This window comes from Lentzea sp. NPDC036955, from assembly GCF_055608005.1.
Genome location: NZ_JBVJRC010000004.1, coordinates 558,354 through 572,413, shown reverse-complemented (window position 1 = coordinate 572,413; position 14,060 = coordinate 558,354). Strand labels below are relative to the sequence as shown.

The window sequence follows — 14,060 nt, the reverse complement described above, 5'->3', positions numbered from 1 at the left end:
GGGACTCCATGTCCGTCACTGCCACCTACACCGTCACCGGCATGACCTGCGGCCACTGCGTCAGCTCGGTCACCGAGGAGCTGTCCGAGGTCGCCGGCGTGACCGGTGTCGACGTGGTGCTCGAGACCGGAGCGGTGACCGTCACGAGCGACCGCGAGCTGGACCGGTCCGAGGTTGAGGCCGCCGTGACCGAGGCCGGGTACCAGGTCGCCTGATGACCACGACCGAACCCCGCCACGTCGAGCTCAGCATCAGCGGCATGACCTGCGCCTCCTGCGCGCGTCGCGTGGAACGCAAGCTGAACCGGCTCGACGGCGTCTCCGCCACCGTGAACTACGCGACCGAGAAGGCCAGCGTCCAGTTCCCGGTCGGCATGCGCGTGGACGACCTGGTGTCGACCGTGCGGGCGGCGGGGTACGACGCGCGGGAGCCGGTCGCCGAGCCCGAGGAGGGCGACGCCGGTGACCTGCGGCTGAGGTTCGTCCTCGCCGCGTCGCTGGGCGTGCCCGTGATCGCGTTCTCGATGGTTCCGGCCTGGCAGTTCCCCACCTGGCAGTGGGTGTCGCTGGCGCTCGCGAGCGTGGTCGTGTGGGTGTGCGGCTGGCCGTTCCACCGTGCGGCCGCGGTCAACCTGAGGCACGGCGCCAGCACGATGGACACCCTCGTGTCGATGGGCGTCACGGTCTCGTACCTGTGGTCGCTCTACGCGTTGGTGTTCGGCGCCGCCGGGACCATCGGCATGCGGCACGAGTTCAGCCTGCTGCCGCGGCCGGCGTCCTCCGGCGACATCTACCTCGAGGTCGCGGTCGGCGTGACCGTGTTCCTGCTGCTCGGGCGGTGGCTGGAGGCCCGGTCCAAGCGCAGCGCGGGTGCCGCGCTGCGGGCGTTGCTGACGCTCGGCGCCAAGGACGTGGCGGTGCTGCGCGACGGCGTGGAGACCCGCGTGCCGGTAGAGCAGCTCCGGGTCGGCGAACGCTTCGTGGTCCGTCCGGGTGAGCGCATCGCCACGGACGGGGTAGTCGTCGAGGGCAGCTCGGCCGTGGACGCCTCGATGGTCACCGGCGAGTCGGTGCCGGTCGAGGTGCGCGAGGGCGCACCGGTCGTCGGCGGGACGGTCAACGCGGGCGGCCGGCTGGTCGTCGAGGCCCGTTCGATCGGCGCGGACACGCAGCTCGCGCGGATGGCCCGGCTCGTCGAGCAGGCGCAGGCGGGCAAGGCGGACGTGCAGCGGCTCGCCGACCGGGTGTCGGCGGTGTTCGTGCCGGTCGTCGTCGCCATCGCCGCCGTGGCGTTCGGGGCCTGGCTGCTCGCCGGGCGGCCGCTGGAGTTCGCGGTGACGACGGCCGTGGCGGTACTCGTCATCGCCTGCCCGTGCGCACTGGGGCTCGCGACGCCGACGGCGTTGCTCGTGGGCACCGGCCGCGGCGCCCAGCTCGGCATCCTGGTGAAGGGCCCGGAGGTGCTGGAGTCGACCCGGCGCGTGGACACGGTGGTGCTCGACAAGACCGGCACCGTCACCACGGGCCGGTTGGCGCTCGTCGACGTGGTCCCGGCCGACGGCGTGTCCCGCGCCGAGGTGCTGTCGTGCGCGGCGGCGGTCGAGAACGCCTCCGAGCACCCCATCGCCGCGGCCATCGTCCGCGCCGCACCGGAACCGAGGCCCGTTTCCGACTTCGCGTCCACGGACGGCGTCGGCGTCAGCGGCGTGGTGGACGGCCGCCGCGTTGCCGTCGGCCGGCTGCGGAATGCCGAAGTTCCCGAATCGCTGTCCGCGGCGGCAGTCGTGCACGCCGATCGCACGGTGGTCGCGGTTTCTTTTGACGGCGCGGTCGTCGGGTTGATCGCGGTGGCGGACACCGTGAAACCCACGTCCGCACAAGCAATTCGCGATCTGCGGGAACTCGGCCTGCGACCTGTCCTGCTGACGGGAGACAACGCTGTCGTCGCTGCGGCGGTGGCACGGGAAGTCGGCATCGACGAGGTGATCGCCGACGTGCTGCCCGCCGGAAAAGTCGAGGCCATCCGGAATCTGCAGGCACAGGGCCGAGTCGTGGCCATGGTGGGCGACGGCGTGAACGACGCGCCCGCGCTCGCGGCCGCTGACCTGGGGCTGGCCGTGGGAACCGGCACCGACGCCGCCATCGAGGCGAGCGACCTGACCCTGGTGCGCGGCGACCTGCGCGTGGCGGCAGACGCAATTCGGTTGTCGCGCAAGACGTTGGGCACGATCAAGGGGAATCTGTTCTGGGCGTTCGCCTACAACGTCGCTGGACTTCCACTCGCGGCGCTCGGGCTGCTCAACCCCATGCTCGCGGGGGCCGCGATGGCCTTCAGCAGCGTGTTCGTTGTTACCAACAGCTTGCGACTGCGGCAATTCCGCCCATCGGCAACTCAAGAATCTTCCGCGCAACCTCTCCCGCAGCGCCGCGTGCGCGTGCAACAATCCGATTGCTGACACACCCCCGGTCAGCGCCTGTGGAGATCCCCTCCGGCCCCCGCGTTCCTCCCCCTGGCGCGGGGGCCTCTCCTCTTCTCCGGCCGACCTTGCTCGGCTGACGCCTCGCCGCGGTCGGTCGGAGGTGCCTTCTGGGGGCCAAGCCCCCAGACCCCAGCCGGGGGCAAGCCCCCGGACCCCCGAGCCGGCTCGACGCCGAGCCGGCTCGCCACCGCTGCTCCCGCCGCCTCCTCCCGCTGCTCCCGCCGCCACCTCCCGTTGCCCCCGCCGCCACAGTTGCTCCCTCCGCCACCGCTGCCCCCGCCGCCACTTCCAAGAGGGCACGCGGGGACCCCGCGTGCCCTCTTGGAGTACGAAAGCTCCCCGCGTGCACTTCGGCAGCAGCGGGGGAGGCACATGGGTGGTGACTCAGGTCACAGGGGTTTGGGTTCCGTGACCGAGCCGTTATCGTGTTCCGGTGCCTATCGGATCCCTCGGACGCTCCAAGTCCGGCCGTCACCGCCCCGCGGACGAACCGCAGGAGACGACGCCCGACGAGGAGCTGACCTCTTACCTGGCCGCACTGGCCCCGGACTCGGACAACGAGACCACCGCCTCGGGCTTCGGCAACGCGCAGGTGTACCAGCTGCGCCTCCAGCTGATGGCCAACGAGCAGCTCAAGGAGCTCGCCGCCGAACGCCAGACCTCCCCCGGCGCGCTCGCCACGGAGTGGGTCATGCAGCGACTGGAGTGGGAAGCCCGCCAGCGCGGCAACTGACCCCTGCGCAGTCACCCCCAGCACGAAGAAGGACCCTCGGCCGAGCCCGGCCGAGGGTCCTTCTCAGTTACGTCTTGCTGCGGCGAATCACATCAGATCGCGCGGACGTTCTGGGCCTGCGGGCCCTTCGTGCCCTGACCGACCTCGAACTCCACGCGCTGGTTCTCCTCCAGGGTGCGGAAGCCCTGACCCTGGATCTCCGAGTAGTGGACGAAGACGTCAGCGCCGCCGTTGTCCTGGGCGATGAAGCCGAAGCCCTTCTCGGAGTTGAACCACTTGACAGTGCCCTGTGCCATGTACCTGCCTCCATCGCAGGAAAGCTTGGGGCTGCACCGTGCAACCCCGGCCGTCCCGGGGGCGTTCGGCCCGCTCGAATCGAGCGCACAGCACGCCCGCGTGTCGTTCCGCGAGCGTGTGAAGCACGAACACAGAAACCACGGCCTGCGCGGAGAAGCCTAACGTGTGCCGCGTCATAGCACTACAGGTGAAATCCAGCCAGCCGAGTGCCTCAACAGGACCAAAGGCGCTGGTCCATGAGGGTGATAACGAACCCTTGAGCAACTCGTTGGTGGCTCGCGCGTCCTCTGAGCATCAGTTCCAGGGGGATCTCGGGGAGAACGCGTGTTCCGGCCGTTCATGTTGGCTGTACTGCTGGGGTTGACCGCGTGCGGCGGCGCGCCCGACGCACCGTCGGCGCCCGATGCGGCACCGGTCGTGCAGGAGAAGGCGAAGGCGGCGGTGACCGTCACGCCGGCGTCGGGTGAGGGGATCAGCCCGGCGGGTCCGTTCCAGGTCGGTGTCACCGGGGGCAAGTTGACCTCGGTCGCGCTCACCGGCCCCGGCAACCGCGTGGTCAAGGGTGAGCTGACCGGCGACCGGTGGGTGGCCACCGAGGACCTGGGCTACGACAAGGCTTACACGTGGTCCGGGTCGGCGAGGGGCGAGGACGGCGCGGAGGTGCCGGTCTCCGGTTCGTTCCGCACGGTGAAGCCGGGCCGCCTCACGAGCGCGTCGGCGAACGTGGGCGACCACCAGACCTACGGCGTCGCGATGCCGGTCAAGATCACGTTCAGCGCGCCGGTGCAGGACAAGGCGTCCGTGCAGAAGGCCATGACGGTCACGACGTCGGTGCCGACCGAGGGCGCGTGGGCGTGGCTGTCGGACCGCGAAGCGCATTGGCGGCCGAAGGAGTACTACAAGCCGGGCACGCAGGTGTCCGTGGACGTCAACGTCCACGGCGTCCCGTTCGGCGGCGGCGCGTACGGCGCGGAGGACCTGCACGTGCAGTTCGCTATCGCGGACCGCGCGCTGGTGGTCAAGGCGGACACGCAGTCGCACCGGTTCGTCGTCTACCGCGACGGCGTGCAGCTGCACGACTTCCCGGCCTCGTACGGGCTCGACACCGACCCGCGCCGGGTCACCCGCTCCGGCACGCACGTGGTGATGCAGAAGGAAGCCAGCCGCACCATGTCCAGCACGGTGTTCAACTACAAGGACGTCCCGGTCACCTGGGCCGTGCTGCTGTCGAACAACGGCGAGTTCGTCCACGAGTACGCCGGCTCGATGTACGCGCAGGGCAAGGAGAACGTGTCGCACGGCTGCGCGAACCTCTCACCGGCCGACGCGAAGACGTTCTTCGACCTCACGATGATCGGTGACCCGGTCGAGGTGCTGAACTCGTCGGTCAAGCTCGGGCCCGCCGACCGCGACTACTACGACTGGGCGCTCGACTGGGAGACCTGGCGGTCGAAGTCCGCCGTGACCGGCTAGGACTTCTCGGTGATCTGGGGCGGCGCCGGGATCGAGTAACCCGACGGGCCTACGTTGCGTTCCAGCGCCCGCTTCCACTCACCGGTCGAGATCATCTTCTCGATGGCCTCGTTGACCTCGGCGCGGCTCTCGTCGTCGCCCTTCGGCAGGCCGATCCCGTAGCGCTCCTCGGAGAACGGCTTGCCGACCAGCTTGAGCAGCTCCGGGTTCTCCGCCGCGAAGCCCGCGAGGATGACCTCGTCGGTGGAGACGGCGTCGACGTTGCCCGCCATGAGAGCGATCACGCAGTCCGAGTACTGGCCGTACTCGATCAGCGTGACGCCCTTGGCGTAGTCGTTCTTCACCTTCTGCGCGGACGTGGACCCCTTGACCGAGCACAGCTTGCGGCCGTCGAGGGTCTCCGGACCGGTGATCGAGGTCTCGGTGAAGCGGACGAGCATGCCCTGGCCGGTCTCGAAGTACGGGCCGGCGAACGCGACCTTCTCCTTGCGGGCGTCGGTGATCGAGTAGGTCGCGACGACCAGGTCGACCTCGCCGCTCTCCAGCATCGACTCCCGGACGGCGCCGCGGGCCTCCTTGAAGGTGATGCCTGTTTCCTTCACGCCCAGCTCGTTCGCCACGTACTTGGCCACGTCGACGTCGAACCCGACGTAGCGGCCGTCGAGCCGCCGCTCGCTCAGTCCCGGCTGGTCGTACCGGATGCCGATGGTCAGCTTCCCGGAACCGGCACGACCGACGACGGTGGCCGTGTCACCGCTCCCACAGGCAGTGGCGAGCACCGCGACAGCAGCGAGGAGCGCAGCACGACGGATCACGACAGGACCTTCCGGGGTGGTGTGGAGTCGTGGGCAATGCTACGTACCAGCGGCGATTATCAACTGTGATGTGTGACAACTACGGCAGTCGCGCCCTGCTGGGTGTCACATGACGCCCCTCACGTTCCACGGCACGGCGCAGGTGTCCGGGCGGTGCCATCCTGCGGATCTTGCCCGGCACCAGGAGTGCTGTTCGGCGCAACACCCGCAACCACCGGTCCGGGTTGGTGTACGGCTCGTGCCCGTGCAGCTCCACCGCCCATTCGGGGAGCACGGAGTACGCCAGATGACCGACCAGCACGCGGTAGAGGGGCAGGCCGTGACGAAGCCACCCCTTGACAGGCGGGCCGTGGAGGAACTCGTAGATCACCTCGGAGTCCGCGGTGCGGCGCAACGACGACCGCATCGAGTCGAGGTACTCGGCCATCTCCCCGCGTGAGCCGGGCACGTCCTCCTCGTGCAGGCCCACCAGCGTGGCCGCGAACCGCTGTTCGGCGTAGTACCGGTCCTTCTGCCGGTCCGTGAGGCCGTAGCCCGCGCGGTCGAGCACCGTCTCGAAGCAGTGCACTTCCGAACAGTGCACCCACAGCAGCAGTTCCGGTTCGTCCACCCGGAACGTCCTGCCCTCGTGGTCGGTCGCGCGCAGGCTGCGGTGCGTGGCGCGGACCCGTGCCGCGGCGGCGGCGATCTCCTCGCCGGTGCCGTAGACGCCGAGCCCGACGAAGTCCGCCGTGCGCTTGAGCCGGCCGAGCGGGTCGGCCTGGAAGTTCGAGTTCTGGACGACACCCGCGACCGCTTTCGGGTGCAGCGCCTGGAGGTAGAGGCTCGCGATCCCGGCGATCCACATCGTCGGGTCCGCGTGCAGCTGCCAGCTGACCGTGTTCGCATCGAGCATGCGAGCATCGTCGCGCCTGGCCAAGATGAAAGCCATGGACCTCGACCAGGCACGGGACGTGCTCCGCAGCCAGCACCGCGCGGTGTTCAGCGCGATGAAGTCCGACGGGACGCCGTCGATGTCACCGGTGCTCGTGGCACTGGACGACAACGGCGACGTGCTCGTCTCGACGCGCGCGACCGCGTACAAGACCAAGCAGGTGCAACGCGATCCGCGCGTGTGGCTGTGCGTGCTGCCGGACAGCTTCTTCGGGCGGTGGATCCAGATCGCGGGAACGGCGACGGTCGTGCCGCTGCCCGAGGCGATGGACCTGCTGGTCGAGTACTACCGGACGATCTCCGGCGAGCACCCCGACTGGGACGAGTACCGCGCTTCGATGGAACGCGAACAGCGGGTCGTGCTGCGCATCGCGCTGACCGCCGCCGGACCGGACCGGACCGGCTGAGTAACACCGTTAGCGGACAAAACGATTCCACGGGGACGGCAGCGGACACGTCATCCGGACCTGGGGAGCGCGATGAGTGGTGCCAGACGCCGCGGCTACTTCACAGCCGCGGTGGCGATGCTCGGTGCCGCCCTGGTCACGGCACTGATCACCGCGCCGCCGGACCGTCCCGTGGACATCCGCCTCGTCGCACCGCCACCTCCGCCGCCCGCGACCGTGATCGCGTCGGCCACCACGACCCTGGTCGCCATCGGCCCCGTGGTGCTCGACACCCACGTGCCGCCTCCGCCGCCACCACCACCTCCGCCGCCGCCCCCGCCGACGGGGGACGCACCGCACCGCCCTGGACCGCCCGACCGCGGTCACCGGCCCCCGCCACCGCCGGGTCCGCCGGGTCCGCCGCTGCTGGACCTGCTGCGCTGCGACGCCGAGTACTTCGACAAGCTGGTCGAGAAGGACTTCGAGCGCTGCCTGCCGTGGCCGATGTCGCCCAAGGAGCTGTGCAAGTTCCTCGACGACCACCGCCTGCGCCCGGTCGAGGTCCGCGGCCCCGACGGGCGCAGGCTCAACGCGCCGAAGTGCTAGCCCTTCAGCTCCCGCAACCTGCGCAGGTTCGACTCGGCGCGTGAGCCGAGCAGCTGCGCCTCGCCCAGGTAGTGGTCGTCGATCAACGCCTCCACCTCGGCGTCGTTCATCGCCGGCACGACCCGCGCGGCCATCCGGTTCATGTTGCGGTAGCTGCCCTGCAGCAGGAACGGTTCGCCGTCCGCGCCGGCCGCCGAGGCGATGTACGCCTGGTTCACCCTGAGCACGACCTCCTGGACGCGCTGCAGCTTCCGCAGCACGGACAGCATCCGGTCGAGCTGCACCGTGTCGTGGCCGGTCTTGACGTCCTGGCCGGAGGCGAGGCGCACCAGCGGTTCCACGTCCACGCCCGCGAGCGTCGGGTTGGCCGAGGACGCGTTCTCCAGGTAGCTCAACGCGAAGAGGGACTCGCGGCCGTGCAGCACGTCACCGAGGTTCCACACGTCCGCCCGGTTGGCGAGCATGTCCGGGACCCGGAACGCGCGACCCGTCTCGGTGTACGGGTTGCCGGCCATCGAGACGGCGAACCGCTTGCCGCGCAGGTCGAACGTGCGTGCCTCGCCGTCCTGCACGCCGTCGACCCTGCGCTGGGCGTCGCACAGCGAGATGAACTTCTGCAGCAGCTCCGGTGAGGTGTGCTGGATGTCGTCGAGGTGCAGGAGGACGTTGGAGCCCAGCGCGAACGCGAAGTTGATCCGCTCGACCTCCTGGCGGGCCGTGGCGTTCGGTGCCTCCCGCGGGTCGAGGGACGTGACGCCGCTGCCCAGCGCCGGGCCGTTGACCTTGACGAACACCATGCCGAGGCGGTTCGCGACGTACTCGACCAGCGTCGTCTTGCCGTAGCCCGGCGGGGAGATCAGCATCAGCAGGCCGGTGCCGTCGTTCAGCTGCTTGGCGAGGTTGTCGCCGATCAGCGGCAGGTACACCTCGTTCAGCAACCTGTTGCGCACGAACGTGTTCAGCACCGCGGGCCGGTACTCGTCGAGCCGCAGCCGCCGGCGTTCCCCTGCGAGCAGCTCGTCGCGCTGCCGCTGGTAGGCCCGGAACGCCGGCACGTGCTCGCCGCCGAACCGCCGCAGCCTGGTCAGCGCCTCGTCCAAGCGCAGGTCCAGCGACTGGTCCCGCACCCGCGGGTGGGAGCCGAGCAGGCCGGTGACGGTCTCGCTCAGCGCGGCGCTGGAGTCGTACCGGGGCAGGTCGGTGAGCAGCACCGCGACCACCTCGGGGAACTCGGGGCAGTCCTCGTCGCCGAGGAACCCGCGCAGCCACGCCTCGATCAGGTCGCGGTCGTGCAGGTCCTCGTCCACGACCGCGCGGAACCGGTCGATCACCGTGCGGGCGGCCTTGCCGGTGACGAAACCCGTTGGTGCGCAGGCGAGTTCTTCGAACAGGTACTCGGCGGCGAGCGGGCTGATGCCGAACTGGGCCGTCAGCTCCGGGATGCCGTGCGTGCCACCGAACACCGTGCGGGCGCGAGCCAGCGACTCGGCCTTGCGCGTCCACACGGCACGGCCCTCCTCCGGTTGCGCGGCCCAGAAGAGCTGGGCCTCCGCGCGTGCGTCCGGCGGGTACCGCAGCAGCCCGGCGCCGGCGTGCAACCGGTGCAGGACAGCGAGGATGCGTTCGGCGTCGTGGTCGTGGACGCCCTTCTCGTAGCCCTCGTCGTAGCGTTCCGCGGCGGCCACCGACACGTCCGTGCGGCCCTCGGCGAGCAGGCACGCGGCCAGGTGCTCGGAGCGGTAGACCTCCGGCGTCTCGGAGACCAGCAGCTGGTCCCAGAACGGCCGGGTGGCCGCGAACGCGGGGTCGGTGACCTCGCCGCGGTAGTCGGTCCCGGTGATGGCGAAGTACATCCGGCCGTCGCGCGGCACGAGGGTCAGGTTCATCGGCTCGGTCGTCACCGGGAAGCGGTGCCTGCCGAGCACGATCGACGCGCCGTCGTACAGGTCGGCGCGGTCCCGCAGCGCCCGGCCTCCCTCTTGCCGGGCGTCGCGCAGCTCCGCTTCGAGCTCGTCGGCCCGCACGTCACCGAGCTCGCGCAGCTGGGTGGCGACGGTGCGGACCTTGGCGACCATGGGGTCGCCCGCGAAGTAGGTGTTGATCTCGTCGACCGACGTCAGCTTCTCGACGCGGCGCCGGATGGTGCCGAGCACGCGCTGCGCCGACTGGACGAGCCGGTCGGCCTTGCGCGCCCGTTCGTCGAGCAGGGTCTGCTTGCGCGCGGAGAACGCCTCGTAGACGTCCGTGCGCTTGGCACCGACCTGGGCGAGGAAGTCGTCGAACTCGGCGAACCGCGACTCCAGGTTCTCCAGCTGCAGCAGCAGCCGGCCGAGGTGGTCGTCGCAGCTCTGCGGCGTGGCGGCGACGGCGAGCGCACCGGTGACGGCCTGGCCGAGCAGCGCGAACTCCGCGGCGAACTCGGCGCGGCCCTCCGCCTCGGCGAGCGCGCGCCTGCGACCGTCCACAGTGGCCCGCGCGCGGTTCACGGCGGCCAGGACCTCGCCGATGCCGGCCAGGATCTGCGTGCGGGTCGTGGTGTCGGCGGCGTCGAGCGTGCTGACGACCTCGGTCAGCACCTCCAGACCGGCCTGCTGCTGTGCGAGCCGGTCGTGCAGCGGTCCCGCCTCGGCCGCGGTCGTGAGCCCGGTGGCTGCGATCCGGTCGATCTCCTCGTGGTACTGGGCGAACGCGTTCTCACCGCTGAGGAACGCGACGGCGCGGCGGGCGGAGTCGGCCAGCGCCTCGACGAGTGCGGTCTCCCTGCGGCCCAGGTCGTCGAGGTCGACGTACCGGACGTCCCGCAACGTGATCAGGCGGCCCTGCGCGGACCGCAGGTCGGCCAGCAACCGCACCCACTCGTCGGCCGACCGCGGCGCGGCCGAGCGGGACAGCCGGACCAGCGACGCGAGCTGCTCACCGGCCTCGTGCAGCTGCTGGGCGGCGTTCTCGGTGAGCACGCGGACCGACTCGAACTCGTCGAGCACCTGCTCCGCGGTCGCGCGCACGGCCACGACGTCGTCGCGCAGCCCCAGCTCGGCGAGCCAGTGGACGTTGTCGACCACCCTGGTGCACAGGGCGATCAGGCCCTCGAACACCGGTGCGGTCGGGGTCATCCCGGCGGCCATGCGGGTCACGCTCAGGCAGTCGGAGATGCCGCGGACCAGATCGGCGTTGCCGATGCGGGCGAGCGGACCGGACTCCTCCGGCAGCACCTCGTCGGCCACGAACGGCGTGCGCCACACCTGCATCGGGTGCACGCGCACGGGTTCGGTGCTCGTCTCGCGGAACACCACGAGCGTGCCGTCGGCGAAGAGCGAGTAGCCGTGGCACACCAGCGGGGTGGCGACCTCCTTGCGGATCACGTTGTAGGGCAGCAGGAGGCTGCGGCCCTCGCGGCGGGCGTGGTAGACGTACAGCACGTCCTCGCCGTTGGCGGAGCGGATGACCCGTTCGAACTCCAGGTCCTCGGTGTCGACGTCGAACGTCTTGTCGTCGCCGGTGACCAGGTAGTAGCCGCCGGGGAAGATGATCCCCTGGTCCTCGGGCAGCCGCTGGCAGGCCTGGCCGATGCCGTCGAGCCGGGCCACGGCCTTGGTGCGCGTGTTGAACACCAGGTGCCGCCACTCGGTCTCCTTGTACGGGAGGACCCTGAGCAGCAGCAACGGCCCGACGCGCGCGTAGTGCACGTCGGCGTCGGCGAGGCTCTGCAGCGGCTCGTCGACCGGTTCGGAGTAGATGCCCTCGCCGGTCTCGGTGTTGTTCTCGACCTTGATGGTCAGCGTGCCGCCGACGGTCTCGACGAACACCTCGCCGTCGATGGCGATGTGCGGGTGCCGGCCGAGCACGTGCTGCTCACGGGTCGTCTCGACCCACGTGAAGTCGTGCGCGGGCGGGAAGACGTGGTCGCGTTCACCGCGGTTGTCGAGGTAGGTGACCGTGCCGTCGACCGCGACGTCCCAGCGCAGCACGCGGATGTCCTCGATCCGCGCGCCGGTCTGGAACACCGCGAGCAACCGCGACTCGACGATCCGCAGCTGCAGCAGCCTGGTCTCGCGGTAGTACCGGTAGAGCTCGGCGAAGTCGTTGCGGAACCTCGGATCGTCGAGGAACCCCGCGTCGGCCGGGCCGAGGTCCTTGCCGTGCACCGCGAACACGTCCGCGACCGCGGTCTCCGGCTTGAGGCCGAGGAACACGTTGTAGCCGAACAACATCTGGTCGCCCAGCGGCACGATGTCGCGGGGCACGCAGTTGTTCTCGGTGCGGATGCGTTCGGTGGCGACGAGCTCCAGCGCCTGGCTGCCGAACGTCTCGACGCGCCGGTCGTTCAGCGCCTCGGTGCTCCGGGCGAGCCCGGCGGCCTGTTCGGCCAGCCGGGCTCTGAGCACCTCGTAGGTGCCCGCGTCGAGAGCTGTCATGCGGGCTGGCCGTTGTTCTTGGCCATCTGGGTCAGCGCGATCGCGGCGGCGATGTTCTGCGCGTCACCGGTGGTGAACGAGCTGAGCACCTTGGTCAGGTCCTCCGGGAAGTTGTTCGTCCCGTCCATCCACTTGGCGCCCAGCGCCTGCACCACGTCGGAGTTGCCGACGAACCCGTCGACCTGCTTGCCGGCGGTGATGGCGTTCGCGATCTTGTCGAAGAACACGGTGTCGCCGCCGATGATGTCGATGTCGGCCTTCTCCAGCCCGGCCGCGAGGACCATGGCCTGCGCCTCGGCGATCTGGCGCTGCACGTCGATGCCCTTGAGCCGGATCTCCTTCTCGGCCTCCAGCCGCAGGCGGTACTCCTCGTGCTCGCGGGTCGCGGTGTCGAGGGCGGCCATGGCCTCCGCCTTGTGCGACAGGCCTTCGGCCTCGCCCTTGAGGCGTTCCTTGATGCCCTCGGCGTCGGCGAGCGCCTTCTCGCGGTCGACGACGGCCTCCGCGCGGCCCAGCGCCTCCACCGCGACGGCGTCGCGTTCCTTGACCTGCACGTCGGCCAGGCCCTTCGCGGCGGCCTCCGCCTGCACGCCCTCGGCGAGCCGGATCTTGGCGGTGGCGTCGAGCTCGGCGGACTGCTTGCGGGCCTCCGCGAGCAGCACCTCCTGGCGGGCCTGGTGCTGCGCGGCCTGCTCGGCGGCCTCCGCGGCCTTGATGTCCTTGACCAGCGACTCCTGCGCCTCGGCCTCGGCCCGGATGATGATCTGCTGCCGCTCGCGCTCGGCCTCCTCGACCGCGCGCAGCCGCTTGATGTTCTCCTCCTGCTCGGCCACGGTCTTCTCGACCGCGACCCGCTCGCGCACCAGGTCGGCGATGGCGCGCCGCTCGTGCTCGAGCTCCTTGTCCTTCTCGATCATGCGCAGCGAGGTCTCCCGTTCGCGCGCGATGACCTCCAGCAGGCGGTCCTTCTCGATCCGCTCGGTCTCGACGGCGATCACGCGCTCGCGGTTCTTCTCCGCCACGGCGATCTCGCGGGCCTTGTTCTCGGTCTGGATGCCGAGCTGCTCCTCGGTGCGGATGAACGCGGTGTTGGCCTTGAGGCGTTCCTCTGCCTGCACCTTCTGGGTCTCCGCCTCCTGCTGGGCGCGGGCGGTCTCGATCTCGCGCTTCTGCTTGATCTCCGCGTCGGCCTGCCGGCGTTCGAGCTCCAGGATCGCCTCACGCGCGCTGACGTTCTGGCGCGTGATCTCCTTCTCCTCGTTGCGGGTGAACTCGTTGGTCTTGACGTGCTCGATCGCGGTCAGCTCGGTGATCTTGCGGATGCCCTGCGCGTCCAGGATGTTCGCCGGGTCGAGCTGCTTGAGCGGCGTCTGCTCCAGGTAGTCGATCGCGGCGTCTTCGAGGCTGTAGCCGTTCAGGTCGGTGCCGATGACCTGGATGATCCGGTCGCGGAACTCGTCGCGGTGGGTGTAGAGGTCGACGAAGTCGAGCTGCTTGCCGACGGTCTTGAGCGCCTCGGAGAACTTGGCGTTGAACAGCTCCTGCAGCGTGGCCTCGTGGCTCGCGCGCTCGGTGCCGATCGCCTGCGCGACCTTGATGACGTCCTCGACGGTCTTGTTGACCCGCACGAAGAACGTGATGCGGATGTCGGCGCGGATGTTGTCCTTGCAGATCAGGCCCTCGTTGCCGGCCCGCTTGATCTCGATGGTCTTCACCGAGATGTCCATCGTCTCGCACTTGTGCAGCACCGGGAGGACCACGGTGCCGGTGAAGGTCACGTCGACCTTGCGCATCTTGGAGACGATGAGCGCCTTGCCCTGCTCGCACTTCTTGAACAACCTGCTGATGACGACCACCGCCATCAGCAGGACGACCGCGATCACCCCGATCAGCACCAGCAACCCCGTCGAAATTGCACCCATG

The 14,060-nt window shown here is 70.0% G+C and carries 11 protein-coding genes; 6 read left to right on the top strand and 5 right to left on the bottom strand.

Annotation, left to right across the window (positions count from 1 at the left end; translation table 11 throughout):
* The first annotated feature begins 8 nt into the window (after positions 1-8).
* The 3 genes from ACZ7CF_RS16215 to ACZ7CF_RS16205 all read left to right on the top strand — a co-directional run bounded on the left by ACZ7CF_RS16215 (position 9) and on the right by ACZ7CF_RS16205 (position 3,212).
* The gene (locus ACZ7CF_RS16215) at positions 9-215 is read left to right on the top strand and encodes a heavy-metal-associated domain-containing protein (protein WP_360396847.1); all 207 of its coding nucleotides are present in this window, start codon (positions 9-11) and stop codon (positions 213-215) included.
* Positions 215-2,455, top strand: coding sequence for a heavy metal translocating P-type ATPase (locus tag ACZ7CF_RS16210; protein WP_470369897.1), 2,241 nt, complete (start codon positions 215-217; stop codon positions 2,453-2,455). The genes ACZ7CF_RS16215 and ACZ7CF_RS16210 overlap by 1 nt, the downstream gene beginning before the upstream one ends.
* 457 nt (positions 2,456-2,912) lie before the next feature.
* The gene (locus ACZ7CF_RS16205) at positions 2,913-3,212 is read left to right on the top strand and encodes a hypothetical protein (protein ID WP_360396845.1); all 300 of its coding nucleotides are present in this window, start codon (positions 2,913-2,915) and stop codon (positions 3,210-3,212) included.
* 92 nt (positions 3,213-3,304) lie between these two features.
* Here the strand turns inward: ACZ7CF_RS16205 and ACZ7CF_RS16200 are convergent, their stop codons facing one another.
* Positions 3,305-3,508 (bottom strand): cold-shock protein, encoded by a 204-nt coding sequence (locus ACZ7CF_RS16200; RefSeq protein WP_030473173.1) that lies wholly within the window; start codon positions 3,506-3,508, stop codon positions 3,305-3,307.
* Between the two features lie 325 nt (positions 3,509-3,833).
* On the opposite strand from ACZ7CF_RS16200, the gene ACZ7CF_RS16195 reads away from it, so the two are divergent.
* On the top strand, positions 3,834-4,982 hold the full coding sequence (locus ACZ7CF_RS16195) for a L,D-transpeptidase (RefSeq protein ID WP_470369896.1): 1,149 nt from the start codon (positions 3,834-3,836) through the stop codon (positions 4,980-4,982).
* On the opposite strand, the gene ACZ7CF_RS16190 is transcribed toward ACZ7CF_RS16195, so the two are convergent.
* Entirely contained in the window at positions 4,979-5,794 is an 816-nt protein-coding gene (locus ACZ7CF_RS16190; protein WP_470369998.1) for a glutamate ABC transporter substrate-binding protein, read from the bottom strand. The two genes, ACZ7CF_RS16195 and ACZ7CF_RS16190, sit on opposite strands and share 4 nt — an antisense overlap.
* 82 nt (positions 5,795-5,876) lie before the next feature.
* Positions 5,877-6,692: an oxygenase MpaB family protein gene (locus ACZ7CF_RS16185; protein WP_470369895.1), complete on the bottom strand. Its 816-nt coding sequence runs from the start codon at positions 6,690-6,692 to the stop codon at positions 5,877-5,879.
* A 34-nt stretch (positions 6,693-6,726) separates the two neighbouring features.
* On the opposite strand from ACZ7CF_RS16185, the gene ACZ7CF_RS16180 reads away from it, so the two are divergent.
* Positions 6,727-7,137, top strand: a complete 411-nt coding sequence (locus tag ACZ7CF_RS16180; RefSeq protein WP_470369894.1) for a PPOX class F420-dependent oxidoreductase — start codon at positions 6,727-6,729, stop codon at positions 7,135-7,137.
* A gap of 72 nt (positions 7,138-7,209) precedes the next feature.
* On the top strand, positions 7,210-7,722 hold the full coding sequence (locus ACZ7CF_RS16175; RefSeq protein ID WP_470369893.1) for a hypothetical protein: 513 nt from the start codon (positions 7,210-7,212) through the stop codon (positions 7,720-7,722).
* On the opposite strand, the gene ACZ7CF_RS16170 is transcribed toward ACZ7CF_RS16175, so the two are convergent.
* Together ACZ7CF_RS16170 and ACZ7CF_RS16165 are read right to left on the bottom strand one after the other, a co-directional pair.
* Positions 7,719-12,137 carry a DNA repair ATPase gene (locus tag ACZ7CF_RS16170; protein WP_470369892.1) on the bottom strand — a complete coding sequence of 1,473 codons (4,419 nt, stop codon included), beginning with the start codon at positions 12,135-12,137 and terminating at the stop codon, positions 7,719-7,721. The two genes, ACZ7CF_RS16175 and ACZ7CF_RS16170, sit on opposite strands and share 4 nt — an antisense overlap.
* Positions 12,134-14,059: a flotillin family protein gene (locus ACZ7CF_RS16165; RefSeq protein ID WP_360396839.1), complete on the bottom strand. Its 1,926-nt coding sequence runs from the start codon at positions 14,057-14,059 to the stop codon at positions 12,134-12,136. Before ACZ7CF_RS16165 ends, ACZ7CF_RS16170 begins: the two co-directional genes overlap by 4 nt.
* Position 14,060 lies beyond the last annotated feature (1 nt).